The sequence below is a fragment of the Bradyrhizobium sp. HKCCYLS2038 genome, assembly GCF_051167655.1.
In the GTDB taxonomy this organism is placed as follows: Bacteria; Pseudomonadota; Alphaproteobacteria; order Rhizobiales; family Xanthobacteraceae; genus Bradyrhizobium.
The window spans coordinates 1,180,455-1,206,747 of record NZ_JBNPTM010000001.1; the positions used below are offsets into that span (position 1 = coordinate 1,180,455).

Genomic DNA, 26,293 nt, shown 5'->3' on the forward strand with positions numbered 1-26,293 from the left:
CCTCAGCATACGCGTCATTGCGAGCGAAGCGAAGCAATCCAGGATGGTGGGCGGGACTCTGGATCGCGTCGCTGCGCTCGCGATGGCGGGGAGAGGTCTGGGCAAGGCAACGGCCACCGCAGGATGGGCGACGTTGCTCCCTCAGGTCACCGGCGCCGGATTGAACAGTGTCAGGTCGTTGTGGATGCCCCATTTGTCGGACCACGGCTTGGTGCGGCCGGAGGCGACGTCGAGGATCAGCTTGAACAGCTCCCAGCCGGTCTCCTCGATGGTCATCTCGCCGGTGGCGATGCGGCCGGCGTCGAAGTCGATCAGGTCCTTCCAGCGCCGCGCCAGTTCGGTGCGGGTCGCGACCTTGATGACGGGCGCGGCGGCCAAGCCGTAGGGCGTGCCGCGGCCGGTGGTGAACACCTGCAGCGTCATGCCGGAGGCAAGCTGAAGCGTGCCGCAGATGAAGTCGGAGGCCGGCGTGGCCGCGAACAGCATGCCCTTCTGCTTAGCTTTCTCGCCCGGCGCCAGCACGCCATGGATCGGGCCGGAGCCGGACTTCACGATCGAGCCGAGCGACTTCTCGACGATGTTGGCGAGGCCGCCCTTCTTGTTGCCGGGCGTCGTGTTGGCGCTGCGGTCGGCGCCGCCGCGCGCCAGATAGGCGTCGTACCAGTCCATCTCGCGGATCAGCGCGCGGCCGACGTCCTCGTTGATGGCCCGCCGCGTCAAGAGCTGGATGGCGTCGCGCACTTCGGTGACTTCCGAGAACATGACGGTGGCGCCGGCGCGTACCAGCAGGTCGGCGGCGAATCCGACGGCGGGATTCGCTGTGACGCCGGAGAACGCGTCGCTGCCGCCGCATTGCAGGCCGATCACCAGATCGGAGGCCGGGCAGGTCTGGCGTGTGCGCTTGTTGAGCTCGGCCAGACGGCGGTCGGCCTGGGTCATGATGGCGTCGACGATCGCGCCGAAGCCGTCGAAGGCCTCGTCCTGCATGCGAACGATCGAGTCTTCAGTACCTTCCGGCAGCAGCCGCTCCGGCGCGAGCTTCTCGCAACCGAGGCCGACGACCAGGATCTCGCCGCCGAAATTCGGGTTGAGCGCGAGGTTCTGCAGGGTGCGGATCGGCACCACGGCATCGGGCGCGGTGATCGCGACACCGCAGCCATAGGCATGGGTGAGGGCGACGACGTCGTCGACGTTCGGGTACTTCGGCAGCAGCTCGCTCTTGATGCGCTTGATCGCGAATTCGAGCGTGCCCTTGACGCATTGAACGGAGGTCGAGATGCCCAGCACGTTGCGCGTGCCGACCGAGCCGTCGGCGTTGCGATAGCCCTCGAAGGTGTAGCCCTCGAGCGGCGGCAGCGGTGCGGGCACGGCGGTGGAGATTTCGAGCTTGTCGAGCTCGGGAGCCTCGGGCATGTCGATGCGGGCTTCATCCACCCACTCGCCGGCGGCAATGAGCGACTTCGCATACCCGATGATCTCGCCATAACGGATGATCGGCGCGCCCTCGGCGATGTCGACCAGCGCGGTCTTATGGCCCTGCGGCACAAAGCTCTTCAGCGTCAGGCCATCGGCGAATTTGGTGCCGGCAGGCAGGCCGAAATCGTTCACCACGATCGCGACGTTGTCGCGCGCATTGAGCTTGATGGTGCGCGGCTCCTGGTTCACGACCTGCTGGTTCATGCTGGCTCCGTTCTGCTCCGTAGGGTGGGCAAAGCGAAGCGTGCCCACCGTCTTTCGTCTCGCTCGACTGCCGGTGGGCACGACGCTTCGCGCCTTTGCCCACCCTACAGATCTTGTTTCCAGGCGAGGCGCTTCCCGTGCGGCTGCCCCTCACCCCGACCCTCTCCCCGTGAAGAACGGGGAGAGGGGGTGGACCGCGGATGCGGCCCGTCTGTTAGTTCACAACGGAGAGGCTCACACCGGGAAGGTGTAGGCCGTCTTCACCGTGGTGTAGAACTCGCGCGCGTAGGAGCCCTGCTCGCGGGCGCCGTAGCTCGAGCCCTTCCGGCCGCCGAACGGGACGTGGTAGTCGACGCCGGCGGTCGGCAGGTTGACCATCACCATGCCGGCCTCGCTGTTGCGCTTGAAGTGCGAGGCGTATTTCAGGCTGGTGGTGCAGACGCCGGCCGCGAGGCCGAACTCGGTGTCGTTGGCGATCGCCAGCGCCTCGTCGTAGTTCTTGGCGCGGATGACGCAGGCGACCGGTCCGAAGATCTCCTCACGCGCGATGCGCATGTTGTTGGTGGCTTCGGTGAACAGCGCCGGCTGCATGTAGAAGCCGGGGGTCTCGCGGTTCAGCAGTTCGCCGCCCCAGGTCAGCTTGGCGCCTTCGTCCTGGCCGATCTTGAGGTAGCGCTGGTCCTGCTCGAGCTGGTTGCCATCGACGACCGGGCCGATATGCGTGCCCTGCTTGACGGCGTCATCGACGACCAGGCCCTTCAGACGCTCGGTCAGCGCAGCCACGAACTTGTCGTGGATGCCCTCGGTGACGATGAGGCGCGAGGACGCCGTGCAGCGTTGGCCGGTCGAGAAATAGGCGCCGTTGGCGGCGGCTTCGACCGCGACCTTGACGTCGGCGTCATCGAGCACGACGAGCGGGTTCTTGCCGCCCATCTCGAGCTGGAACTTCTTCATCGGGTTCGACAGCACGCAGGCCTGCGCGATCTTGCGTCCCGTGCCGACCGAGCCGGTGAACGAGATCGCGGCGACGTCCGGATGCTCGAGCAGGGTCTGGCCGACCACCGAGCCGGAGCCGACGACGAGGTTGAACACGCCGGCCGGAATGCCGGAGCGCGCGATGATCTCGGAGAGCGCGTGCGCCGAGCCCGGCACCAGTTCGGCCGGCTTGAACACCACCGTGTTGCCGTAGCACAGCGCGGGCGCGATCTTCCAGGCAGGGATCGCGATCGGGAAATTCCAGGGCGTGATCATGCCGACGACGCCGACCGCCTCGCGGGTGATCTCGACATCGAGGCCCGGACGCACCGAGGCGCCCTTCTCGCCGGTCAGGCGCAGCGCCTCGCCGGCGAAGAATGCGAAGATCTGGCCGGCACGGGCGACCTCGCCGATGCCCTCCGGCAGGGTCTTGCCTTCCTCGCGGGCGAGCAGGCGGCCGAGCTCTTCCTTGCGCGACAGGATCTCTGCCGAGATCTTGTTCAGCGCGTCATAGCGCTCCTGCGGCGTCGAGCGCGACCAGGCGGGGAAGGCGGCCTTGGCGGCAGCGATCGCCTTTTCGGTCTGCGCCTTGTCCGCCTTGGCGTACTCGCCGACGACATCATTGGTGTTCGAGGGATTGATGTTGCGGGTGACCCCGCTGCCGTCGACCCACTCGCCGGCAATGAAATTCTTGAGGATCGCGTTCATTTAAAACTCTCCAGGCTTGCGCGACTGTGCTGGCACAATCTAGCCGATTACGTCCGTCATCGCACGAGACAGGGACGCTTGTCGTCGAAGGTCCAGCCGGGGATCAGATACTGCATCGCGACGGCGTCGTCTCGTGCGCCGAGCCCGTGGCTCTTGTAAAGCGCATGAGCCTTTTCGATGGCGCCGCGGTCAACTTCGATGCCGAGCCCGGGTTGCTCGGGGACTGCGATCTTGCCGCCCTTGATCTGCAGCGGCGCCTTGGTGAGCGCCTGGCCGTCCTGCCAGATCCAGTGGGTGTCGATCGCGGTCACCTTGCCCGGAGCTGCGGCGGCGACATGGGTGAACATCGCCAGCGAAATGTCGAAATGGTTGTTGGAGTGCGAGCCCCAGGTCAGGCCGTTGTCCTTGCAGGTCTGGGCGACGCGCACCGAGCCCTGCATGGTCCAGAAATGGGGATCGGCCAGCGGGATGTCGACCGCCCTAAGCCGCAGCGCATGGCTGAGCTGCCGCCAGTCGGTGGCGATCATGTTGGTCGCGGTCGGCAAGCCGGTGGCGCGGCGGAATTCCGCCATGATCTCGCGCCCGGAGAAGCCGGCTTCGGCGCCGCAGGGGTCCTCGGCATAGGCGAGGATGCCATGCATGTCCTTGCACAGCCGGATCGCCTCATCGAGCGACCACGCGCCGTTCGGATCGAGCGTGACGCGGGCCTGCGGGAAGCGCTTGGCGATCGCGGTCACCGCCTCGATCTCGGCCTCGCCCGCGAGCACGCCGCCCTTCAGCTTGAAGTCGGCGAAGCCGTAGGCCTCGTGGGTGGCCTCCGCGAGCCGCACGACAGCTTCGGGGGTCATCGCCTCCTGATGTCGCAGCGTATACCAGCCATCATTTTCGCCCTCGCCGGTGGCGTAGGGCAGGTCGGTCTTGCGACGGTCACCGATGAAGAAGAGATAGCCGAGCGCCTCGACTGAAGCACGTTGCTGGCCTTCGCCGAGCAGCGCCGCGACGGGCAGGTTGAGATGTTGCCCAAGCAGGTCGAGCAGCGCGGATTCGACTGCGGTGACCGCATGGATCATCACGCGCAGATCGAACGTCTGCTTGCCGCGGCCGCCGGCGTCGCGATCGGCGAAGGCGGTGCGCATCGAGGCCAGGAGCGTGTTGCAGGCGCCGATGCTCTTGCCGACGATCAGGCTCTTCGCATCCTCCAGCGTCTGCCGGATCTTCTCGCCGCCCGGCACCTCGCCGACGCCGGTATGGCCGGCATTGTCGGTGAGGATGACGAGGTTGCGGGTGAAGAACGGCCCGTGCGCGCCGCTGAGATTGAGCAGCATGCTGTCACGGCCGGCCACCGGAATGACCTCCATGCCGGTGACGACCGGCGCGCCGGAGATTCCTTTGCGGGTGGCGTCGTGACTCATGTGCTCCTCCGTCGTCTCTCGTTTGCGCCGCCCCTCCTCATGGTGAGGAGGCGCACAGCGCCGTCTCGAACCATGAGGCCCCGGACCGGGCTTCATCCTTCGAGACGCTTGCTGCGCAAGCTCCTCAGGATGAGGAGCTCGGCGCAGCTTTGCAGTTTACTCCGCGGCCTGGCTCACCGCCGCTCCCGGCAGCGCCTTCACCAGCGTGGTCAGTTCGGCCATCTCGGCCTCGGTCAGGTCGGTCAGCGGCAGGCGGACTGGGCCGGAATCGCGGCCGATCACCTTCATGCCGGCCTTGATGATCGAGACCGCGTAGCCCTTCTTGCGGTTGCGTATCGCGATCAGCGGCAAAATGAAATCCTTCAATCCCGCATGGATTGTGGCGTGGTCGCGCTTGCGCACTGCGGCATAGAAGTTGGTGGCGAACTCCGGCACGAAGTTGAACACCGCCGAGGAGTACGTCGTCACACCCATGTCGAGATAGGGCAGGGCGAAGGTCTCGGCGGTCGGCAGGCCGCCGATATAGGTCAGGCGGTCGCCCATCTTGGTGTAGACGCGGGTCATCAGCTCGATGTCGCCGATGCCGTCCTTGTAGCCGACCAGGTTCGGGCAGCGCTCGCACAGCCGCGCCAGCGTATCTGGCTGCAGGATGGCGTTGTCGCGATTGTAGACGATGACGCCGATCTTGATCGACTTGCAGACAGCCTCGACATGGGCGGCCAAGCCCTCCTGCTCGGCATGCATCAGATAGGGCGGCAGCAGCAGCAGGCCGTCGGCGCCGGCCTTCTCCGCACCAACAGCGATCTCGCGCGCGATCGCGGTGCCGTAGCCGGTGCCGGCCAGCACGGGCACGCGGCCGCGGGTCTCGTCGACGGCGACCTTGACGACCTCCGGGACCTCGGCAGATGTCAGCGAGAAGAACTCGCCGGTGCCGCCGGCGGCGAACAGGCCGGCGACCTCATAGCCGCACAGCCAGTCCATGTTGGCGCGATAGGTGGCCTCGTCGAACGAATAGTCGGCCTTGAACGGCGTCACGGGGAAGGAGAGCAGGCCGCTGCCGATCTTCGCAGCCATTTCCTGGGGGGTCATCTTGCTCATCGCGCGTCTCCTCAACGAATGTTCTTGGAATCGCCGCGGCGAGTGGACCGGCGCGCGCATTCCTCGCGCCGTTTGGTAGGACCAAGTTCGATGCCGGTCCAAGCCAAACACGGTATTGATTGATGCCGCCGGGGCATCAATCCTCCGCCTGCTGCACGGCGAGACGGCCTGCGAGTTCGACCAGCGCCGGCAGCAGCGGATTGTCGTGATCGCGCCGCCAGACCAGAAACAGCTCGGCCGGCGTCGGATTGCGCAGCTTCAGCGGCCGCAGCCGGACGTCGGCGATCTTAAGGCTCGCGGCGGCCTCCGGCACGATCGCGAGGCCCAGGCCGGCGCGGACCATCGCCAGGATGGAGTGGATCTGGCTGAGATGCTGGACGTAGCGCGGCAGCACCTCGGAACGCATGAACTGCGATACCAGCAGATCGTGGAAATAGCGCGCCTCGGTCTGCGAATACATGATGAAGGGCTGGCCGTCGAAATCGCGGATCGACACGTTCTCGGCGGCAGCCAGCCGGTGGCGGCGCGGCAGCGCGGCGCAGAGCGGCTCGGCGACGACGCGGCGGGTGGCGAATTCCGGCCGCGCAATCGGCGGCCGCAGCAGGCCGGCATCGATCTGGCCGGAGGCCAGCGCCTCGATCTGGTCGCCGGACACCATCTCCTTCAGCGACAGGTCGGCCTCGGGCAGCTCGGTGCGGCAGGCCGCGACGAGATCCGGCAGGAAGCTGTAGGCGGCGGCCGCGGTGAAGCCGATCTTGAGCGAGCCGCTCTTGCCGCTGGCGATGCGCTGCGCGACCTGCGCGGCGCTCTCCGCCATCTTGAGAATGCGCCGCGCCTCGGGAAGAAAGCTGCGTCCGGCCGGCGTCAGCTTGACCGAGCGGCTGGTGCGCTCCAGCAGCACGGCATCGATGATGTGCTCCAGCACCTGGATCTGCCGCGAAAGCGGCGGCTGCGTCATGTTGAGCCGGACGGCGGCACGGCCGAAATGCAGCTCCTCGGCCACCGTGACGAAGCAGCGCAGCTGGTTGAGGTCGAACATCGATGCCTCCTCGGCATGGATCGGGCGGGTGGTGCGGCTTTGTAGCATTGATTGGGTGGGGTGAAAATGCTGGGAAAGAGACCTGATCGACGACCACCCCTGTCGCTCCGTCCGTGTGGGCAATGGCGCACGCAGCTTTGGGGGAGTGAGACGCATGTCTCGCGCCACAACCACTGTCGTCGTCCCGGCGAACGCCGGGACCCATACCCCCAGGGAGTGGTTTGAGGCAGGCTGGTCATTGGCATTTCGCACATCACGTCTGCTGCGGCGTATGGGTCCCGGATCGGCGCATCGACGCGCATGCGCGCGTCGATGCTTGTCCGGAACGACGGCGGAGAATCTCGAGGGTTCACGGCTCAAACAGCTGCAAGATGGGTCAGGGACAAGCCATCGCGATCTCGCGGCGCGTACGCCCGAGCTCAGCTCTCAGTTCGTCCCTCGCAAATAGTGCAGAGGGCGCGGGGAATGCCGGGCGCTGGCCGCACCCATGGCCCGCCTGCGAAAAAAATGCAGGCGGCAGAACCACAGGTTCAGCCGAGACATCCCGGCATTCCCCGCGCGATGGGTTTCACGCTTATACGCAGTCTCCCTGGTGCGCCGGGCTTGTTGGCCACCATCACCACGCGGCGCATCGGCGCCATGCGGCTTGATACCAGCGTCGGGGTATCAGGACCCTGCGACTTCACGTCCGCGCCGAGCCGTTCGTCGGCGCATCACAAGGACACGCTGCGGCTCCATCGCGGCCATCGCTTCCCCACCTCGCGTGTCGTGACGATCGCGCGCTGACGCCCCTCTGCGGTGAGGCGGGATGCGCGGATAAAATCATGATTTCCGAAATTACGCAAGAGATTTATTTTTATCAGAATTCTTCCGAGGCCCACCACTGTCGTCCCGGCGAACGCCGGGACCCATACCCCCCGGGAGATGTTTGAGGCTTGCTGCCAATTGGCCTTTTGCCCTGCAAGTCCGCCGCGGCGTATGGATCCCGGATCGGCGCTGCGCCGCGCTGGCGCGCGTCACAGCTTGTCCGGGATGACAGCGGAGTTTGAGACGCGCATCGCAAGAAGCAGCCCCGCTGCTGTCGTTCCCGCATTCGCATGCGAACGCGGGGGCATACCCCCGGAGAGTGGTTGGGCGGCTCGCTGGTCGTTGGCGTTTTTCTGCAATCGCTGCGCGATCGCAGCGGGGGAGGGGAATGCACTCTCGTCAGTGAGAGATGATCAAGTTCACGCGCTCATGCGCGCAAAAAAAAAGAACGGCGGCCGGGTGGACCGCCGTTCAAGTGGAGACCACGCAAGGGGGCGTGGTGCTCAGGAGGCTCGGAGCTGGACGCGCTGGATGCGGCCCACGATGAAGAGATAGGCGAACGCTGCGACCAGGGCGTTGACGCCGACGAACACCAGCGCGCCGTTGAACGAGCCGGTGGCCGACAGGATGTAGCCGATCACGATCGGCGTGGTGATGCTGGAAAGGTTGCCGAAGGTGTTGAACAGGCCGCCGGAGATGCCGCCGGCTTCCTTGGGCGAGGTGTCGGAGACGACCGCCCAGCCGAGCGCGCCGATGCCCTTGCCGAAGAAGGCGAGCGCCATCAGGCCGACCACCAGGGCCTGGCCGTCGACATAGTTGCAGCCGATGATCGCCATCGACAGCAGCATGCCGCCGACGATCGGGATCTTGCGGGCGAGCGTCAGCGAACCGGTCTTGCGCAGGATGGCGTCGGAAATGAAGCCGCCGAGCACACCGCCGATGAAGCCGCACAGCGCCGGCAGGGTGGCGACGAAGCCGGCCTGCAGGATCGACAGTCCGCGCTCCTTGACCAGGTACACCGGGAACCAGGTCAGGAAGAAGTAGGTCAGCGTGTTGATGCAGTACTGGCCGATATAGACGCCGAGCATCATGCGGTTCGAGAGCAACTGCCCGATATGCGACCAGGTCGGACCGCCGGTCGCGGCCTTGCTCTCGCGCGCACCCTCCATGTCGACCAGCGCGCCGCCTTCCTTGATGTAGTCGAGTTCGGCCTCGTTGACGCCGGGGTGATCCTTCGGGCCGTACATGGTCTTGATCCAGACAAGGCCCATGATGATGCCGAGCGCGCCCATCACGCTGAAGACATGGCGCCAGCCGAATTCATGCGCGATCCAGCCCATCAGCGGGGCGAAGATCACGGTCGCGAAATATTGCCCGGAGTTGAAGAAGGCGGAGGCCGTTCCGCGCTCGTTGCTCGGAAACCACGACGCGACGATGCGGGCATTCGCCGGGAAGCTCGGGGCCTCGGCAAGGCCGACGAGGAAGCGCAACGCGAACAGCGCAGTGACCGCGGCGCCGCCTGTGAAGAAGCCGATCCAGCCCTGCATCATGGTGAAGATGGACCAGATGACGATGCTGCACGCGTAGACCCAACGCGAGCCGAAGCGGTCGAGCAGCCAGCCGCCCGGCACCTGCGCGATCACATAGGACCAGCCGAAGGCGGAGAACACGTAGCCCATTGCGACGGAATCGAGATGGAGATCCTTGGACAGCGCGGGACCAGCAATCGACAGGGTTGCACGGTCGGCATAGTTCACCGTCGTGACCAGGAACAGCATGGTCACGATGAACAGCCGCACACGCGATCGGCGCAACTCGGCCGTGGATACGATTGCGCTCATGCGCTCCACCTCTCTTAAACGTTCCTCAAGGATGTCCTAGAGGAGAGGAGCGGTCCGGGTCCAAACCGAAGCCTGTATCGATCAATGCAAGTTTTGGATCGATCGCACGGTCTTCATGCCAATGAAGGCGGATCGGCAAGGCCATGTCGCGGGGATGGCGTGGGTATGAAAACAATGAGGCGCAAAGGTCGGCGTCCCATCCGAAAGCTGATGACGCTCAAGGCGTGGCGGTCGCGTCGAGTGTTCAGCCGTGTCGAAGCGCTGCGGCTACGGCCTGCAACAACGATTCTCGTGCGCAGAGCTGCGTGTGCTTGTATCAGTTGCCGCCGCGTGCACAATCGATCGGGCATTGCATCAGGAGCTCAACCGCGTGAAGGCCGTCTACACCGAGCTGCATCGCAGCCATGATCCGCAATTCTATCTGGTGCGCGGCGTGGTCAAGCGCACCACCGAGCAGCCCGAACGGGCGGATCGGCTGCTTGTGGGATTGAAGGCCGGCAATCACGAGTTGGTCGCGCCCGTTCAGTTCGGCCAGGAAGCCCGCGCGCGCGTGCACAGTCCGGAATATCTCAACTTCCTGGAGGAGGCGTGGGACGCCTGGGCCGCGCTCGGCGACGTCGGCAGCGAGATGATCCCGAACATGCATCCGGTGCGCAACGCCGCGACCTATCCGACCCATATCGTCGGGCGGCTCGGCTGGCACACGACCGACACCTCGGCGCCGATCGGGCCGGGGACATGGGCGGGGGCCTGTGCCGCCACCGACGTGGCTGCCTCGGCGGCCCAACTGCTGCTCGAGGGCGAGGACGCGGTGTACGCGCTGTGCCGTCCGCCGGGGCATCATGCCTATCGCGACATCGCCTCGGGCTTCTGCTTCATGAACAATTCGGCCATCGCGGCGGCGCATCTGCGTCAACGCCATGAGCGTGTCGCGATCCTCGATGTCGATGTCCACCATGGCAACGGCACGCAGGGCATCTTCTACGAGCGGCCCGACGTGCTCACGATCTCGATCCACGCCGACCCGACGCACTATTACCCGTTCGTCTGGGGCTATGCGCATGAGCGCGGCGCCGGCGCAGGCCTCGGCGCCAATCTCAACATTCCCTTAGGCCTGAAGAGCGGCGACGACACCTATCTGAAGGCGTTCGAGACCGCGGCCAAGACCATCCACGCCTTCGCGCCCGGCGCGCTCGTCGTCGCGCTCGGTCTCGACGCCTCGGAGCACGATCCGCTCAAGGGGTTGGCCGTGACGACGCCCGGCTTCCGCCGCATCGGCGCGGCGATCGCGCGGCTCGGCCTGCCGACCGTGTTCGTGCAGGAAGGCGGCTACCTCTCCGACATCCTCGGCCAGAACCTGACCGCGGTGCTTGCCGGCTTCGAAGAGGCCCGCTAGCTCTCATTCCTCACAGGCTCGGTCATGACCGTCTGGCGCGTACTCCGTGGACAGTTGTTGCCAGTGGCTTCAGGGCTGCTCGGCGCAAACTGGCCGCCGCGCGCGGCGCTGGCCTGCTCCCTGGTCGACGTCAAGGAGGCGGTTGCCGAGGCCATTGCCAGCGCTCAGGCCTGGTGGGTCGCGAGCGCGGTGGTGGCTATTGGAATTGTTATCGTCGAGGTCGGAGGCCGCCGTCGGTCCCTGCCGCTGTTGGCGGCTCCGCTGCTCGTCGCGTTTCACCCGGCCTGGTGGGGCGGGCCGAGCTACGGGCCGGATTGCTCATTCGCGATTGTCGAGGCGTCGCATGTCGTGTTTGCGGTCCTGCTCGTGATGCTCTGCTGCACGCTGTTTCTGGCCTGGCGCGCGAGAAGGCGCGGATGATGACCGGCGCACGACGTGGGTACCGCGACGCCTTCGGTACTCCGCGAAGCTACGGGCTTTGCCGATAACAAGAGCCGCTCGCCCGGAGTTCCACGGGCGGCGAAAGTACAAGGTTCTTTAAGGTCCACAACGACAATGCGTTGCAGTCTGGCCGCGGCGCATTCACGGCGTGCGGCTCTGCCAATGCAGCCACTGATCACGATGGATCGGTGGGCGTGCTGATTGGTATCTCGGGGTTGAGTCGATGGCCAAGATCATCAAATTCCCTGCGGCCACCGTGCAGGCGGTGTACGTCGAGGGAGCGGACCTCGCGCCCGAGAGCTCGGTTGCACTTCAGCTCGTGCAACTCCGGCGGACGCTGGAGTCGTGGCGGCAGATCCTGCGGCAGCTTGACCAGTTGGCCGAGGCGGACGGCAGTGACGGCCCGTGCGAGCAGTCGCGCCATATCCGCGCGCTGATCGCCGATGCCGAGCGCGCCATTGCCGAGGTCCAGGACCGCCGCGACATCTAGCTCGCGAGCGCGTGCCGCGCAGGCGTGGCGATCTCCTTTTCCGCCGCGCGCACGATCTCCATGGTCCGCACGATGCTCGCCGGATTGACGCTGATCGAATCGATGCCGAGGCCGGCGAGATAGTGCGCGACCTCCGGATAGTTGGCTGGCGCCTCGCCGCAGATGCCGACATGGCGATGGTTGCGGTGCGCGCCCTCGACCGCGAGCTTCAGCATGGTCATGAGCCCGGGATCGCGCTCGTCGAAATCGAACGCGACGATGTCGGAATCGCGATCGACGCCCAGCGTGAGCTGGGTGAGGTCGTTGGAGCCGATCGAGAAGCCGTCGAAATGCTCTGCGAACGCGTCGATCAGGATGACGTTGTTGGGGATCTCGCACATCATGTAGATCTCGAGCCCGGTCTCGCCGCGGACGAGCCCATGACTGCCCATCGCCGCGATCACCTTTTCCGCCTCGGCGACGCGGCGGCAGAACGGCACCATGATCTTGAGATTGGACAGCCCCATCACGTCGCGCACGCGCTTGAGAGCCGCGCATTCCAGCGCGAAGCCGGCGGCATAGGCCGGGTGCGCATAGCGCGAGGCGCCGCGGAAGCCGAGCATCGGGTTCTCTTCCCTGGGCTCGAAATCGCGGCCGCCGATCAGGCTGGCATATTCGTTGGTCTTGAAATCCGACAACCTGATGATGACCGGCCGCGGATAAAACGCCGCGGCGATGGTGCCGACGCCCTCCGACAGCCGCTCGACGAAGAACTCCGCCGGCTTCTTGTAGCGCGCGGTCAGGCGCTTGATCGTCGTGCGGTCCTTCGCCGACGTCACCTTGTCGGGCGCGGCGAGTGCCATCGGATGGATGCCGATCGACTGGTTGATGATGAATTCCATGCGCGCCAGCCCGACGCCGTCGTTCGGCAGCAGCGCGGTCTTGAAGGCGAGCTCGGGATTGCCGAGATTGACCATGATGTGGGTGTGCGGCTTCTCGAGCTTGTCGATCGCGAGGCGCTGCACCTCGAACGGCAGGGCGCCGTCATAGACATGCCCCGCATCGCCTTCGGCGCAGCACACGGTGACACTCGCGCCGGTCCTGGCGCGCCTGCTGAAATCCTCGGTGCCGACCACCGCGGGCACGCCGAGCTCGCGGGCGATGATCGCGGCGTGGCAGGTGCGGCCGCCATGGTCGGTGACGATCGCCGCCGCCGTCTTCATGACGGGCTCCCAGTCCGGGCTGGTCGAGGGCGCCACCAGCACCTCGCCCGGCTTGAACGCACGCAGGTCCTTCGCGGATTTGATCAGGCGGACCTTGCCGGCGGCGATCTTCTCGCCGACGGCGCGGCCGGTGGCCAGCGCCCTCCCCGTCTTCTTCAAGACGTAGGTCTCGACCTGCTCCGGCCGGCGCTGTGAAGCCACGGTCTCGGGCCGCGCCTGGATGATGTAGAGCGCGCCGTCGCGGCCGTCCTTGGCCCATTCGATGTCCATGGGCGTCGGCCGGCCGGCCTTCTGCGAGTAGTGCTGCTCGACGGCGATGGTGGCCTGCGCCAGCTCCAGCACGTCGGAATCGTCGATGCAGAACTTGGCACGTTCAGCCGGCAGCGTCGACTCGGTGCGGGTGGTGGCGCCGCGCGCGCCGGCTTTGGCATAGACCATGCGCTTGCTCTTGGCGCCGAGCCGGCGCGACAGCACGCTGCGGAAGCCGGCGGCGAAGGTCGGCTTGTGGACGTAGAACTCGTCGGGATCGACCGCGCCCTGCACGATGGTCTCGCCGAGACCGTAGACGCCGGTGATGAAGGCGACGTCACGGAAGCCGCTCTCGGTGTCCAGCGAGAACATCACGCCGCTGGCGCCGAGATCCGAGCGCACCATCTTCATGACGGCCACCGACAGCGCGACCTTGTCGTGGGCAAAACCGTTGTCGATGCGATAGGAGATTGCGCGATCGGTGTAGAGCGAGGCGAAGCAGCGGCGGCAGGCCTCGAACAGCTCCGTCGCGCCGCTGATGTTGAGGAAGCTCTCGTGCTGGCCCGCGAAGCTGGCGTTCGGGAGATCTTCCGCGGTCGCTGAACTGCGTACCGCGACCGCGACGCGGCGGCCATATTCCTGCTCGAGCTGCCGGTAGGCCACGGCGACCTCGCGGCGCAGATCGTCACGGTCGGTCGCCTCGAATACGATCGCGCGCGCCTTGGCCGCGCGCCTGGCGAGGTCGGCGATGCGGCGCTTGTCGAGGCCCGCGAGCAGCTTGCGAAGCTCATCGTCGGCGCCATCGGCGCGCAGCGCGTCGCGATAGCTCGCCGCCGTGAGCGCGAAGCCGTTGGGCACGCGGACACCCCTCGGCTGGAGCGCCGAATAGAGCTCGCCGAGCGAGGCCGTCTTGCCGCCGACGTCAGGCACGTCCTCGATGCGGAGGTCCTTGAACCAGCGGATGTAACCGGATGCCGTCATGACGAGCCTCCCGCATCGCAACGCGTCAGCAGAGTTTGCCGTGTTGGACGCCAGCAGGCTTGCGCAAGATCAAGCGGCAGTGACGTGAGGCTCCTTAGATGATTCACATGAGCAAGGTTCCACAGCCGTTCGCAGCGCCGGACGACCTCCGCACGGCTGGTCTGCCCGAGGACGACAACGAGGATGGCGATCTGCAATGGTCGCGCTTCTGGCTGACGGCGCGGAATTTCTGGTGCGGCTGGAAAGCCTGGCGGGTCTGGCTGCTCTGCGCCGTGCTGGTCGGCATCGTCGTGCTGCAGCTCTACGTGCAGTTCCGCTTCAACACCTGGAACCGGGATTTCTTCAATGCGCTGGAGGGGCGTGATCCGGCGCGGCTGCGCCAGCAGGCCATGCTGCTCGTACCACTGTGCGCGGCGAGCGTGGTGCTCGCGATCGCTTCGGTGTGGGGCCGCATGGCGATGCAGCGCAACTGGCGGCAATGGCTGGCGGCCAAGGTGATCGACTATTGGATCGAGAACGACCGCTACGCGCGGCTTGCCACCGTGCAAGGCGACCAGAAGATTCCGGAGTATCGCATCGCCGAGGATGTCCGCATCGCCACCGATGCGCCGGTCGACTTCGCCGTTAACGTGGTCTCGTCGCTGCTGACCGCGGTGATCTTCCTGCAGGTGCTGTGGCAGGTCGGCGGCCCGATCGGGTTTGCCGTCGCCGGCTTTCAGCTGTGGATTCCAGGCTATCTCGTCGTCAGCGTGGTCGCGTATTCAGGGCTCGTCACCGGCGCGATGCTGTGGGTCGGCGCGCCGCTGACGCATGTCATCCAGGTCAAGAACCAGGCGGAGTCGGAGCTGATCACGGCGGCGCATCGGCTGCGTGACATCGGCGAGGGGGTGACGCCGAAGGACGACAAGCGCGGGGTCATCGCCGTGCTGTGGCAGGCGCTCGACCGCACCATCCGGCAATGGCGGCGGCTGTGCTGGCGGCTGATGCGCATGACGCTGGTGTCGCATACCAACTCGCTGGTTGCGCCGATCATCGGGCTGGTGCTGTGCGCGCCGAAATTCCTCGACGGCCAGATGACGCTCGGCGAGCTGACGCAGGCGGCGGCCGCGTTCACCCTGGTGCAAGGCTCGTTCAACTGGCTGGTCGACAATTACAGCCGCTTCGCCGACTGGATGTCGTCGCTGGAGCGGGTCGGCGGCCTGCTGCTGTCGCTCGACCGGCTCAACGGCGATGCGCCGGTCGACGTCACGCCGACTCCAGCTGCACGTCAGCCAGCAGACGGCTGACATCGGCGGGATCGCAGAGCGCGGTGCCCGTGCGCAGCAGCGCGGCGGCGCCGGCCGCGACCGCGAAGCGGAACGCATCGTCCAGGCGCTCGCCTGCAGCCAGCTTGGCGATCAGCGCGCCGAGAAAGCTGTCGCCGGCGCCGACCGCGGTGACCGGCACCATCGTCAGCGGCTTGGCCCGCAGCACGCGATCGCTGGTCACCAGAAGCGCGCCGAGATGGCCCATGGTCAACGCGACCGTTGCGACCCGTCCGGTCGCGACCAGTTTGCGGGCCGCCGTTTCCCACGCAGCGGCGTCGGGCAGATCGCCGCCGACGAGGTCGCGCATCTCGTGCAGCGACGGCTTGATCAGGTCGACGCCGTGCTCCACCGCGGCGGCGAGTGCCGGGCCCGATGTATCGAGCACGAACTGCGCACCGCGCGCCCGCGCGATCGCGGCAAGGCGGGCGTAGTAGTCGGTCGGCACGCCCTGCGGCAGGCTGCCGCTGCCGACGACGAACCGCGGAAACGGTGCGAGGCCGGCGAGCAGCGCGAGCCCCGCCTGCCACTCGGCCTCGGTCAGCGTCGGTCCCGGCAGGATGAAGCGGTAGGGCTGCCCGGTGGCGCGCTCCTGGACGAAGAAGTCCTCGCGGGTGTCTTCGGCCGTGGTCCAGGTGCGGCTTAGGACGCCCTCGGCCTCCACCAGCTGCTTCAGCAGCAGGCCGGTCGGGCCGCCCACTGGATACAGCGCGGTGACGTCGCCGCCGAGCCGGGTGATGACGCGCGCGACATTGATGCCGCCACCACCGGGATCGCGGTGTTGCGTGGTGCCGCGCAGTTTCGTCACCGGCACGATTCTCTCCACGACCGTCGAGACGTCGACGGCCGGGTTGGGCGTGATCGTGACGATGTCGCTCATCTCAGGTCAATTCGTGGGAGAGCCGCCGTTCGCGGTGACGCCGGACTCATGGAACGACTTGAGGCCGAGGAAGCTGATGTCCGGCTTGGTGACGAGATGCACGGGGATCGGGCGCAGATAGCTGTCATAGCGGCCCTTGCTCTCGAATTGCCGGCGGAAGTCGGACTTCGCGAAATAATCAGGAAAGCGCGGCGGTATGCCGCCGGCGATGTAGACGCCGCCGCGGGCGCAGAAGGTCAGCGCGAGATTGCCGGCGACAGCGCCGAGCCAGGCGCAGAACATGTCGAGCGTCGCCCGGCTGGTCGCGCAGCTGCCGTCGAGCGCGGCGTGGGTGATCGCCGCGGCATCGCGCGGCGGCACGGTGACGCCATCGACCGCCGCGATCGCGTGGTAGACGTTCTCGATACCCATGCCGGACAAGGCGCGCTCGATCGATACGTGGCCGAAGCGCTCGCGCATCTTGGCCAGCACCGCAGCCTCGCGCGCGGTGGTCGCCGGCAAGGTGGCATGGCCGGCTTCGGTGACGGCCACGGTCGGACGGCCGTCACCGGGAAGATAGCAGGCGGCACCGAAGCCGGTACCCGGGCCGATCACCAGCATCGGCGCGCCGTCGACCGCGGCGCTGCCGCCGAGCGGAAACAGGTCATCGGGATGCAGCGCCGGCAGCGACCAGCCGACCGCTTCGAAATCGTTCAGCAGCTTGGCGGACCGCAGATCGAACCGGGCAGCCAGCTCGGCGCCGTCGATGACCCAGGTCGAGTTGGTCAGCATGCCGCGGTTGCGTTCGACCGGGCCGGCGATGTCGAGCACCGCCGCGACCGGCGGGCCGCCCGCGTCATGCCTGGCCAGGAACGCCGTGATCGCGTCCGCGATCGTCGGGAAGTCCGCGACCTTCAGATGTGCGACGTCGCCGATCTTGCCGCCCTCGAGCAGCGCGAAGCGCGCATTGGTGCCGCCGATGTCTCCCAGAAGAACGCGCTCGCTCATTCCTCAGCCGCTTTCCGTCAATCTGTGCGGCTCGGCGGCGTTCGCCAGGGCGCGCCGCGCCGCGATCATCTCCGCATACCATCGCGCCGATGCCTTGGGAATGCGGCGCTGCGTGGCGTGGTCGACATAGACAATGCCGAAGCGCTGCGAATAGCCCGCCCCCCATTCAAAATTATCCAAGAGCGACCAGACGAAATAGCCGCGGACGTCAGCGCCGGCGGCGATCGCCTGTTCCATCGCCGCCGTAAAGGCCTTGAGATAGCCGATCCTTACGTCGTCCTGGATCACGCCGGCAGGATCGATCACGTCGTTGGCCGCGGTGCCGTTTTCCAGCACATAGATCGGCAGCCGGAACCGGCTGGCGATATCGATCAGCGTGTCGCGGAACGCCTCGGGTACGACCGGCCAGCCGATCGCGCTGCGCGGCACGGCCTCGGGTGCGGGGCTGAAGCTGGCGCCGATCAGGTTGCTGTCGGCCTTGACGTAGTGCGGCGAGTAGTGATTGAGCCCGAACCAATCGACGGGCCGCGCGATCTCGGCCATGTCACCCGGCGCAACATAGGGCGCCATCGCCGCGTGCAGCTCAGGGGGATAGGCGGCAAAGGCCTGCGGGAACGGAAAGGCATCGTTCCAATAGGCTGCGAGCCGCAGGGCCGCGGCAGCATCTTCCGGGCTGCTGGTCACCGGATAGCAGGGCTGGCGGTTGTGGATCGCGCCGATGGAGGCACCGGCCACCTCCTTGCGCAGCACGTCAACGGCGCGGCCATGGCTGAGATTGACGTGATGAATGGCCTTGTGCAGTGCCGCCGCATCGGCGATCCCAGGCGCATGCCAGCCGAGGCCATAGCCGAACAGCGTGAACACGCAGGGCTCGTTGAAGGTGGCGAAGCGCTTGACGCGGTCACCATAGCGCCGCGCCACCAGCGCGGCGTAGTCGGCGAACCAGCCGGCGATGTCGCGGCTCTGCCAACCGCCGAGATCCTCCAGCGCCTGCGGCAGGTCCCAATGGTAGAGGCAGAGCCACGGCTCTATCTCCGCGGCCAGCAGCGCATCGATCAGGCGATCGTAGAAGGCGAGGCCAGCCTCATTCGCGGCGCCGCGGCCCTGCGGCAGCACGCGCGGCCAAGCGACCGAGAAACGGTAGGCGCCGAGGCCGAGCGCGCGCATCAGCGCGACGTCCTCGGCGTAACGGTGATAGTGGTCACAGGCGACCTCCGCCGTGTCGCCATGGCTTGCCCGCCCGGGCGTCCGCAGAAACACGTCCCAGATGCTGTCGGCGCGGCCCTCGAGATGCGCCGCGCCTTCGATCTGGAAAGCGGAGGTGGAGGCGCCCCAGACGAAGCGCGGAGGAATGGTCATGGCGGAATGGGCCTGCGCGGCTGCGAACGCGGCCATGATGCAGGTCGCGCGGTCTCTCCCGTTGACCGGGATCAAGCTCTGCCGGCGTTGTGCGGCCTGCGCCGGGCAGGGGGGATCATGCAGCCAACGGGCTTGCATCCAGCGCGAAAGCTGTGGAACGTGCGGCCGCCGAAACCTGGAGCCCCGGCGCGAATGAGCGTGTTTCTGCTGCGGCGATGCCTGACCCTGCTGGCCACCCTGGTCGGCGCGTCGCTGATCATTTTCCTGGTGCTCGACGCGCTGCCGGGCAACGCCGCGCAGATGCTGATGGGCGCCGATGCCTCGCCCGATGCGGTCAGGGCGCTCACCGTCAAGCTCGGCCTCGATCAGCCGCTGGCGGTGCGCTACGTGCAGTGGCTCGGCGGCCTCGCCACCGGCCAGCTCGGCAACAGCTACGCCTATGGCACGCCGGTCGCCGAGCTGATCCGTGAGCGGCTGGCGATGACGATTCCGCTCGCGATCATGGCGATGGCGCTCACGACCGTGCTGGCGCTGGCGGCCGGCATCTACACCGCGGCCAATCACAACCGCCTCGGCGACGTCGGCGTGATGTCGCTGACCCAAATCGGCATCGCGCTGCCGAACTTCTGGTTCGCGATCCTGCTGATCCTGTTGTTCGCCGTGAAGCTGCAATGGCTGTCGGCTGGCGGCTTCCCAGGCTGGGAGGACGGTCTCTGGCCCGGCCTGCGGTCGCTGCTGTTGCCGGCGGTGGCGCTGGCCGTGGTGCAGGCCGCGATCCTGGCGCGGGTGACGCGCTCCGCCGTGCTCGACGTGCTGCGCGAGGATTTCGTGCGCACCGCGCGCGCCAAGGGGCTCAGCAGGCGCGAGGTGCTGTGGCAGCACGTGCTGCGCAATGCGATGATCCCGGTGCTGACTGTGATGGGCCTGCAATTCGCCAATCTCTTGGCCGGCACCATCGTGATCGAGAACGTCTTCTATCTGCCCGGCCTCGGGCGTCTCATTTTCCAGTCGATCGCCAACCGCGACCTCATCGTCGTCCGCAACTGCGTGATGCTGCTGGCGGCGATGGTGATCATCGTCAACTTCGTGGTCGACGTGCTCTATGCTGTCATCGATCCGCGCATCAAGGTGCACGAGCTGTGAGTGCATCAGTGATCGCCACCGCCGGCCCGGGGCCGTCGCCGAACGCGTTCTGGCGCCGCGCGCTGCGTCATCGTAGCTTCACGATCGGCGCGCTGCTTTGCCTCGTCGTGCTCGGCGCCGCGCTGCTGTCGCTGGTGTGGACGCCGTGGTCGGCCTACGAGATCGACGTCGCCGCCAAGCTGCGGCCGCCGTCATCCGCGCATTGGCTCGGCACCGATGTGCTCGGCCGCGACATCATCTCGCTGCTGCTGGTCGGCGCGCGCGCGACGATCCTGGTCGGCATCATCGCAGTCGGCATCGGCCTCACCTGCGGTGTCTGCCTCGGCCTGGTCGCGGCCGCGCAGCGCGGCTGGACGGAAGAGCTGATCATGCGCTTCAGCGACTTCACCTTCGCGTTCCCCGCGGTGCTTTCGGCGATCATGCTCGCCGCGGTGATCGGGCCGGGCATGGTGACCTCGATCACAGCGATCGGGATCTTCCAGATCCCGGTGTTCGTCCGCGTCACCCGCGGCTCGGCCGGCGCGATCTGGGCGCGCGAGTTCATCCTCGCGGCGCGCGCCGCCGGCAAGGGTCGCTTCCGCATCACCATCGAGCACGTGCTGCCGAACATCCTGTCGATCCTGATCGTGCAGGCGACGATCCAGTTCGCACTCGCCATCCTGGCCGAGGCCGCACTGTCCTATCTGGGTCTCGGCACGCAGCCGCCGCAGCCGTCCTGGGGACGCATGCTGAACGACGCACAGACCCTGCTGTTCCAGTCGCCGAGCCTGGCGGTCTATCCGGGCGCCGCGATCGCGCTCGCGGTGCTCGGCCTCAATCTGCTCGGCGATGGTCTGCGCGACCTGCTCGATCCGCGCCTGGCGAGGCAACGATGAGCGCAGGCGAACAGGCTTTGCTCGACGTCTCCGGTCTCGGCATCCGGCTCAACACCAGCCGCGGCCCGGCGCAGGCCGTGCGCGAGGTATCGTTCACATTGAGGCGTGGCGAGACGCTCGGCATCGTCGGCGAATCCGGCTGCGGCAAGTCGATCACGGCACTTGCCTTGCTGGGGTTGCTGCCCGACAGCGCGGTCGTCAGCGGCAGCATCAAGCTCGACGGCCGTGAACTGGTCGGACTTGATGACGCTGACTACTGCAAGCTGCGCGGCAACCGCATCAGCATGATTTTTCAGGAGCCGATGACGGCGCTCAACCCGATGCACACGATCGGGCATCAGGTCGCCGAGCCGCTGCTGCGCCACACCGGCTGCTCGGCCGCCGACGCGAAGCGCCAGGCGATCGCGCTGCTCGACCGCGTCGGTCTGCCCGATGCCGCCAGGCGCTACGACGCCTATCCGCATCAGTTTTCCGGCGGCCAGCGCCAGCGGGTCACCATCGCGATGGCGCTCGCCTGCAAGCCCGACTTGCTGATCGCCGACGAACCGACCACCGCGCTCGACGTCACCATCCAGCGCCAGATCCTCGATCTCATCGCCGACCTCGTCGCCGAGCGCGGCATGGCGATGATTCTGATCTCGCACGACCTCGGCGTGATCGCCGAGAACGTCCAGCGCATGATCGTGATGTATGGCGGCACCATCGCCGAAAGCGGCACGACCGACGCGGTGTTCTCGCGCATGGGCCATCCCTACACGCAGGGTCTGTTCAGGGCGCGGCCGCGGCTCGGCGCGCGCAAGGGCACGCGGCTTTCGACCATCGCCGGCACCGTGCCGGAACTGGCGGATCTGCCGGCCGGCTGTCCGTTCGCCGATCGTTGCGGGCTGGTGATCGACGCCTGCCGCGCGGCGCTGCCGCCATTGATCGAGATCGGCACCGGGCACGGCGTCCGCTGCATCCGGACCGATGTCGCGCTCGCGCATGATCCGGTGGGAGTGGTCGCGTGAGCGCCGCCGTGCAGGACGTCCAATCGCCACTGCTCGAGGTCCGCGATCTCGTCCAGCGCTACACGCTACCGCGCGAGAGCCTGCTGCGGCCCGCGGGGCAGGTGCTCGCCCTCAACGGCGTTTCGCTGCAATTGATGCCGGGCAAGAGCCTCGGCATCGTCGGCGAGTCCGGCTCCGGCAAGTCGACCCTGGCGCGGCTGATCATGGCGCTGGAGCGGCCGTCTTCGGGATCGGTGCTGATGTCCGGGCGCGACCTCGATCGTCTGTCCGCGGACGAGCTGCGGCGCGCGCGCCGCGATTTCCAGATGGTGTTTCAGGATCCCTATGGCTCGCTCGATCCGCGCCAGACGATCGCGCGCATCGTCGCGGAACCGCTGACCGCGCTGGAAATCCCCGATCGCGAGTCGCTGCGGACGAAGGTCGCCGGCGTGCTGCGACAGGTCGGATTGCGCGACGCCGACATGGACAAATATCCGCACGAGTTCTCCGGCGGCCAGCGCCAGCGCATCGCGATTGCGCGGGCGCTGATCACCCAGCCGAAGCTGATCGTCGCCGACGAGCCGGTCTCGGCGCTCGACGTCTCGGTGCAGGCGCAGGTGCTCAACCTGATGCAGGACCTGCAGGAGCAGTTCGGCCTCAGCTACGTCCTCATCAGCCACGACCTCGCGGTTGTCGACTATCTCTGCGACGAGGTCGCGGTGATGTATCTCGGCCGCATCGTCGAGCGGGGGCGGCCGGAGGATCTGTTTGAGCAGTGCGCTCACCCCTACACGCGCGCGCTGCTGGACGCGGTGCCGCGGGCTCAGGCCGGTGCGGTCAGGCGAAAGCGCGCAGACGTTGCGATCGCGTCGCAATCCCGTGGGTCACAAGGATGCGCCTATGCGCCGCGCTGTCCGCTGGCCGACGCGCATTGCCGCGAGGCGGCGCCCGCGCTGCGGTCTCTCTCGGAGCAACATTCTGCTGCCTGCCACAAGGCGGAAAGCGTCATGGCGCTACCGGCGCTGGCCGCTGCAGAACAACCGCCTCTTGTCTAAAGGCCGCTTTGACGCATAATTTGGTTCCGTCCGGGAGAAACAAACAAATGTTGAAAAGACTATCCATCATCGCCTTGACCGCGCTCGTCGCGGCCGCCGCCGTCCCAGCCTCCGCCCAGAGCAAGAAGGACAGCGTCGTCGTTGGCATGACGCTGGAGCCGCCGGGGCTCGATCCGACCAGCGCGGCTGCGGCTGCGATTGCCGAGGTCACGCTCTACAACGTCTATGAGACGCTGACCAAGATCAACGAGGACGGCTCGGTGTCGCCGCTGCTGGCCACCAGCTGGCAGGCCTCGTCGGACCTGAAGAGCTACACCTTCAAGCTCGCCAAGGGCGTCAAATTCCAGAACGGCGAGACGTTCGATTCCGCTGCCGTAAAGTTCTCGTTCGAGCGCGCCGGTGCCGCCAACAGCACCAACAAGGACAAGGCGCTGTTCCAGGCGATGGAGGCCGTCAACGCCCCCGACGCCGAGACCATCGAGCTCAAGCTGAAAAATCCCGAGCCGAACCTTCCGTTCCTGCTCGGACAGGCCACGGCATCGATCGTCGAGCCGAAGAGCGCGCCGACCAATGCGACACAGCCGGTCGGCACCGGACCGTATACGCTGGGCGCCTGGGCCAAGGGCTCGTCGCTCACCTTGAACAAATGGCCCGAGTATCGCAACGCTGCGTCGGTCAAGCTGTCCAAGGTGACCATCCGCTTCATCTCCGATACGGCGGCGCAGGTCGCAGCCCTCCTGTCGGGCGATGTCGATGCGTTCCCGCGCGGCACCTCGGCGCGCACGATCGCGCAGTTCAAGTCCGACCCGCGCTTCACCGTGTTGATCGGCGGCTCCAAGGCGAAGACCATCGTCACCATCAACAACAAGAAGAAGCCGCTCGACGACGTCCGCGTCCGCCGCGCCATTCTCGCTGCGATCGATCGCAAGGCGATGGTCGAGGGCGCGGTCGACGGGCTCGGCACGCCGATCGGCAGCTTCTACACTCCGGGCTCGCTCGGCTATGTCGACACCACCGACATCAACCCCTACGATCCGGAGAAGGCGAAGAAGCTGCTGGCGGAAGCCGGCGTCACCACGCCGCTGCAGCTGTCACTGCGGCTGCCGCCGCCGGGCTATGCGCGGCAGGGCGGCGAGGTGCTGGCGGCGCAATTGGCCAAGGTCGGCATCGTCGCCAAGATCGAGAACCTGGAATGGGCCGCGTGGCTGTCGCAGGTGTTCAACGGCCCGCATGACTTCGACCTCACGATCGTCTCGCATGTCGAGCCGTTCGACCTCGTCAAGTTCACGGAGCCGAACTACTATTTCGGCTATCAGTCCGAGGCGTTCAACAAGCTGTACCAGAAGATCGTCGACACGCCGAACGAGGCCGAACGTGCCAAGCTGCTCGGCGACGCCCAGCGCATGCTGGCCACCGACGCCGCCGCCGGCTTCCTGTTCCAGCCGCAATGGATCACGGTCATCAACAAGAAGCTCAAGGGCGTCTGGAAGGACGTGCCGCAGTTCGAGAACGATTTCGCGGGCTGGAGCTGGGAGTGAGTGACGAGGCTATTCTCACGACGCCGCGGTGACGCTGCGAGATACTGTGCCCTCTCCCCTTATGGGAGAGGGCATCAGTGGCCTCTCCGCAAACGCGGTTTGGTGAGGGGTTCTCTCAACGAGCGATACTCGTGGAGATATACCCCTCACCCAACCGCGTTTGCCGCTCTATCCTACATGCCCTCTCCCACAAGGGGAGAGGGCGCATTAACTGCTACCGCGCGGTCGTGCCTCAACGCGAGGCGCAACTATAAGCCCCACGAGAGTTGTCCAAATCAGTGCGGCCACTCGATCGGCGTGAAACGCAACTGTCGGCGCCGCATCTCGGCCTGCAACTCCTGGGCGTATTGCTTGGCCCGCTCGCCGATCAGCCGGTAGGGTCCCCCGATCCGGCTGTCCGCGGCCACCTGCTTGCGGACACTTTCGTAGTACGCCATCAAGCTTTCATCAGTTGAATTTACAAATCGCATCAACGCGCCCTCGCAATAGATCCCCCTTGCCGCCAAGTTTGCACGACTTTTTCGCCATGGCAGCGACATAGGTTAAAATCCGTCGCCACAATCAGTTCCATTTGTGTTCCGCTGCAGGCGCGGGTTTATGCCGAGTGTTGCCGCAGGAACGCATTGGCCGCGGAACGTCTTGTTCCCCTGAGAGGGCGAACCAGGCGAGGGCGGCGATGCGCACGGAAATTCTCGTCATTGGCGGCGGGCCGGCAGGCCTGATGGCCGCGATCTATCTGGCGCGGTTCCGCCGTCAAGTGATCATCATCGATAGTGGTGCCTCGCGAGCGGCGCTGATCCCGCGGAGTCACAATCTGCCGGGATTTCCTCAGGGCATCCCAGGCCCCGAGCTGCTTGCGCGCATGCGGCGACAGGTCGAGGAGCTCGATGTGCCGATCATCCGCGGCACGGTGACCGCGCTGAAGCAGCGCAACGATCAATTCGTGGCGCTTTGCGAAGGCGAAGCGCTCGTCGCGCAGCGGACCATCCTGGCGACGGGGATCGTCGACAAGCAGACACCCCTGACCGATTGGACGACGGCGGTGCGCGACGGCGCGCTGCGCTACTGTCCGGTCTGCGATGCGTTCGAGGCCGCCGGCCGCAAGATTGCCATCATCGGCCCGCTCGCGCACGCCGCAGGCAAGGCGCTGTTCATGCGAGTCTATAGTTCCGAAGTCGTTCTGGTTCCCATCGACGATGAGCAGGACGAGGACAAGCGACGCGAACTGGCGGCCGCCGGCGTTCGCGTGACGCCGCCGTTGCGCAGGCTTCAGCGATGCGACGGCGGGATCGAAGCGGTGTTCGTCGACGCCAGCAGCGAGTGTTTCGAGATCGTCTATCCGGCCATGGGCGCCGATGTCCGCTCAGAGCTCGCCATCGCGCTCGGCGCGCGTCATACGTCCGAGGGATTTCTCGACGTCGACGCCAAGCAACGGTGTGGCGTTGCGGGACTCTATGGCATCGGCGACGTGGTCACCGATCTGCATCAGATCGCGGTAGCGTTCGGCCATGCCGCCGTTGCCGCGTGTCACGCCCATCACTCGCTGCCGATGAAGTATGCGGAACCGTCTGCCCGCGACGCCCGGATGTCGATCGCAACCTGAAATCGTGTTATCTTATGTTGGTGCCGCTGCCGTTGATCTGTCGGACCATCACGCATGGACAGGAAATCGGCATGCATGACCGCCGCCGCCAGCTGCCGCGAAGAGGCCGAGCGCGATTCGGCGCGGCGCGATCTTTGGCTGGAGCAGGCGTCGAGATGGATGGCGCTGGCCAGCGAGCAGGCGCAGCACGCCTTGATCGTCTGTGAGCCTACGCCGGCGATGCGCCGGGACGCCCACGGCTGAG

23 protein-coding genes are annotated in these 26,293 nt (G+C 66.6%); 12 read left to right on the forward strand and 11 right to left on the reverse strand.

Going from position 1 to position 26,293, the window contains the following annotated elements; all coding sequences use genetic code 11:
• Window positions 1–141: 141 nt before the first annotated feature.
• The 5 genes from garD to ACQR1I_RS05240 all read right to left on the reverse strand — a co-directional run bounded on the left by garD (window position 142) and on the right by ACQR1I_RS05240 (window position 6,912).
• A complete protein-coding gene (gene garD, locus ACQR1I_RS05220) occupies window positions 142–1,680 on the reverse strand; it encodes a galactarate dehydratase (RefSeq protein ID WP_434867689.1) in 1,539 nt (512 codons plus the stop codon).
• A 234-nt stretch (window positions 1,681–1,914) separates the two neighbouring features.
• Window positions 1,915–3,363, reverse strand: coding sequence for an aldehyde dehydrogenase family protein (locus ACQR1I_RS05225; RefSeq protein ID WP_434867688.1), 1,449 nt, complete (start codon window positions 3,361–3,363; stop codon window positions 1,915–1,917).
• Window positions 3,364–3,419: 56 nt separating this feature from the next.
• Complete coding sequence (gene gudD / locus ACQR1I_RS05230; protein WP_434867687.1) at window positions 3,420–4,775, reverse strand: glucarate dehydratase; 1,356 nt, start codon at window positions 4,773–4,775, stop codon at window positions 3,420–3,422.
• Window positions 4,776–4,931: 156 nt separating this feature from the next.
• The gene (kdgD, locus tag ACQR1I_RS05235; protein WP_434867686.1) at window positions 4,932–5,873 is read right to left on the reverse strand and encodes a 5-dehydro-4-deoxyglucarate dehydratase; all 942 of its coding nucleotides are present in this window, start codon (window positions 5,871–5,873) and stop codon (window positions 4,932–4,934) included.
• A 136-nt stretch (window positions 5,874–6,009) separates the two neighbouring features.
• Entirely contained in the window at window positions 6,010–6,912 is a 903-nt protein-coding gene (locus ACQR1I_RS05240; protein WP_434867685.1) for a LysR substrate-binding domain-containing protein, read from the reverse strand.
• 603 nt (window positions 6,913–7,515) lie between these two features.
• Between ACQR1I_RS05240 and ACQR1I_RS05245 the strand changes: the two genes are divergently transcribed.
• The gene (locus ACQR1I_RS05245) at window positions 7,516–7,698 is read left to right on the forward strand and encodes a hypothetical protein (protein WP_434867684.1); all 183 of its coding nucleotides are present in this window, start codon (window positions 7,516–7,518) and stop codon (window positions 7,696–7,698) included.
• 524 nt (window positions 7,699–8,222) lie between these two features.
• Here the strand turns inward: ACQR1I_RS05245 and ACQR1I_RS05250 are convergent.
• Window positions 8,223–9,560 carry an MFS transporter gene (locus tag ACQR1I_RS05250; protein ID WP_434867683.1) on the reverse strand — a complete coding sequence of 446 codons (1,338 nt, stop codon included), beginning with the start codon at window positions 9,558–9,560 and terminating at the stop codon, window positions 8,223–8,225.
• A gap of 370 nt (window positions 9,561–9,930) precedes the next feature.
• Here ACQR1I_RS05250 and ACQR1I_RS05255 point away from each other — a divergent pair, with 370 nt between their 5' ends.
• The 3 genes from ACQR1I_RS05255 (at window position 9,931) to ACQR1I_RS05265 (ending at window position 11,887) form a co-directional block, all read left to right on the forward strand.
• Complete coding sequence (locus ACQR1I_RS05255) at window positions 9,931–10,956, forward strand: histone deacetylase family protein (protein ID WP_434867682.1); 1,026 nt, start codon at window positions 9,931–9,933, stop codon at window positions 10,954–10,956.
• A 24-nt stretch (window positions 10,957–10,980) separates the two neighbouring features.
• A complete protein-coding gene (locus ACQR1I_RS05260) occupies window positions 10,981–11,376 on the forward strand; it encodes a hypothetical protein (RefSeq protein WP_434867681.1) in 396 nt (131 codons plus the stop codon).
• A gap of 244 nt (window positions 11,377–11,620) precedes the next feature.
• Window positions 11,621–11,887: a hypothetical protein gene (locus ACQR1I_RS05265; RefSeq protein ID WP_434867680.1), complete on the forward strand. Its 267-nt coding sequence runs from the start codon at window positions 11,621–11,623 to the stop codon at window positions 11,885–11,887.
• On the opposite strand, the gene ppsA is transcribed toward ACQR1I_RS05265, so the two are convergent.
• The gene (gene ppsA, locus ACQR1I_RS05270; protein WP_434867679.1) at window positions 11,884–14,319 is read right to left on the reverse strand and encodes a phosphoenolpyruvate synthase; all 2,436 of its coding nucleotides are present in this window, start codon (window positions 14,317–14,319) and stop codon (window positions 11,884–11,886) included. The two genes, ACQR1I_RS05265 and ppsA, sit on opposite strands and share 4 nt — an antisense overlap.
• Before the next feature lie 107 nt (window positions 14,320–14,426).
• On the opposite strand from ppsA, the gene ACQR1I_RS05275 reads away from it, so the two are divergent.
• The gene (locus tag ACQR1I_RS05275) at window positions 14,427–15,605 is read left to right on the forward strand and encodes an SbmA/BacA-like family transporter (RefSeq protein ID WP_434867678.1); all 1,179 of its coding nucleotides are present in this window, start codon (window positions 14,427–14,429) and stop codon (window positions 15,603–15,605) included.
• Here ACQR1I_RS05275 and ACQR1I_RS05280 read toward each other — a convergent pair.
• The 3 genes from ACQR1I_RS05280 to ACQR1I_RS05290 are packed head-to-tail and all read right to left on the reverse strand — an operon-like array spanning window position 15,565 to window position 18,885.
• Window positions 15,565–16,503: a 1-phosphofructokinase family hexose kinase gene (locus tag ACQR1I_RS05280; protein WP_434867677.1), complete on the reverse strand. Its 939-nt coding sequence runs from the start codon at window positions 16,501–16,503 to the stop codon at window positions 15,565–15,567. The genes ACQR1I_RS05275 and ACQR1I_RS05280 overlap by 41 nt on opposite strands.
• 6 nt (window positions 16,504–16,509) lie before the next feature.
• Window positions 16,510–17,490: a glucokinase gene (gene glk, locus ACQR1I_RS05285; protein WP_434867676.1), complete on the reverse strand. Its 981-nt coding sequence runs from the start codon at window positions 17,488–17,490 to the stop codon at window positions 16,510–16,512.
• Between the two features lie 3 nt (window positions 17,491–17,493).
• Window positions 17,494–18,885, reverse strand: coding sequence for a GH1 family beta-glucosidase (locus ACQR1I_RS05290; protein WP_434867675.1), 1,392 nt, complete (start codon window positions 18,883–18,885; stop codon window positions 17,494–17,496).
• A gap of 156 nt (window positions 18,886–19,041) precedes the next feature.
• Here ACQR1I_RS05290 and ACQR1I_RS05295 point away from each other — a divergent pair, with 156 nt between their 5' ends.
• Genes ACQR1I_RS05295 through ACQR1I_RS05315 form a run of 5 tightly spaced genes read left to right on the forward strand, consistent with a single transcriptional unit; the run spans window position 19,042 to window position 24,446 of the window.
• Complete coding sequence (locus ACQR1I_RS05295) at window positions 19,042–19,992, forward strand: ABC transporter permease (protein WP_434867674.1); 951 nt, start codon at window positions 19,042–19,044, stop codon at window positions 19,990–19,992.
• Window positions 19,989–20,867 carry an ABC transporter permease gene (locus ACQR1I_RS05300; RefSeq protein ID WP_434867673.1) on the forward strand — a complete coding sequence of 293 codons (879 nt, stop codon included), beginning with the start codon at window positions 19,989–19,991 and terminating at the stop codon, window positions 20,865–20,867. Before ACQR1I_RS05295 ends, ACQR1I_RS05300 begins: the two co-directional genes overlap by 4 nt.
• Window positions 20,864–21,874, forward strand: coding sequence for an ABC transporter ATP-binding protein (locus ACQR1I_RS05305; RefSeq protein WP_434867672.1), 1,011 nt, complete (start codon window positions 20,864–20,866; stop codon window positions 21,872–21,874). The genes ACQR1I_RS05300 and ACQR1I_RS05305 overlap by 4 nt, the downstream gene beginning before the upstream one ends.
• Window positions 21,871–22,908: an ABC transporter ATP-binding protein gene (locus ACQR1I_RS05310; RefSeq protein WP_434867671.1), complete on the forward strand. Its 1,038-nt coding sequence runs from the start codon at window positions 21,871–21,873 to the stop codon at window positions 22,906–22,908. The genes ACQR1I_RS05305 and ACQR1I_RS05310 overlap by 4 nt, the downstream gene beginning before the upstream one ends.
• A gap of 47 nt (window positions 22,909–22,955) precedes the next feature.
• The gene (locus ACQR1I_RS05315) at window positions 22,956–24,446 is read left to right on the forward strand and encodes an ABC transporter substrate-binding protein (protein WP_434867670.1); all 1,491 of its coding nucleotides are present in this window, start codon (window positions 22,956–22,958) and stop codon (window positions 24,444–24,446) included.
• Between the two features lie 275 nt (window positions 24,447–24,721).
• Here ACQR1I_RS05315 and ACQR1I_RS05320 read toward each other — a convergent pair whose 3' ends face one another.
• Window positions 24,722–24,883, reverse strand: coding sequence for a hypothetical protein (locus ACQR1I_RS05320; RefSeq protein ID WP_434867669.1), 162 nt, complete (start codon window positions 24,881–24,883; stop codon window positions 24,722–24,724).
• Window positions 24,884–25,122: 239 nt separating this feature from the next.
• On the opposite strand from ACQR1I_RS05320, the gene ACQR1I_RS05325 reads away from it, so the two are divergent.
• Together ACQR1I_RS05325 and ACQR1I_RS05330 are read left to right on the forward strand one after the other, a co-directional pair.
• On the forward strand, window positions 25,123–26,049 hold the full coding sequence (locus ACQR1I_RS05325; protein WP_434867927.1) for an NAD(P)/FAD-dependent oxidoreductase: 927 nt from the start codon (window positions 25,123–25,125) through the stop codon (window positions 26,047–26,049).
• Window positions 26,050–26,124: 75 nt separating this feature from the next.
• Window positions 26,125–26,292, forward strand: coding sequence for a hypothetical protein (locus ACQR1I_RS05330; protein WP_434867668.1), 168 nt, complete (start codon window positions 26,125–26,127; stop codon window positions 26,290–26,292).
• Window position 26,293: the final 1 nt, after the last annotated feature.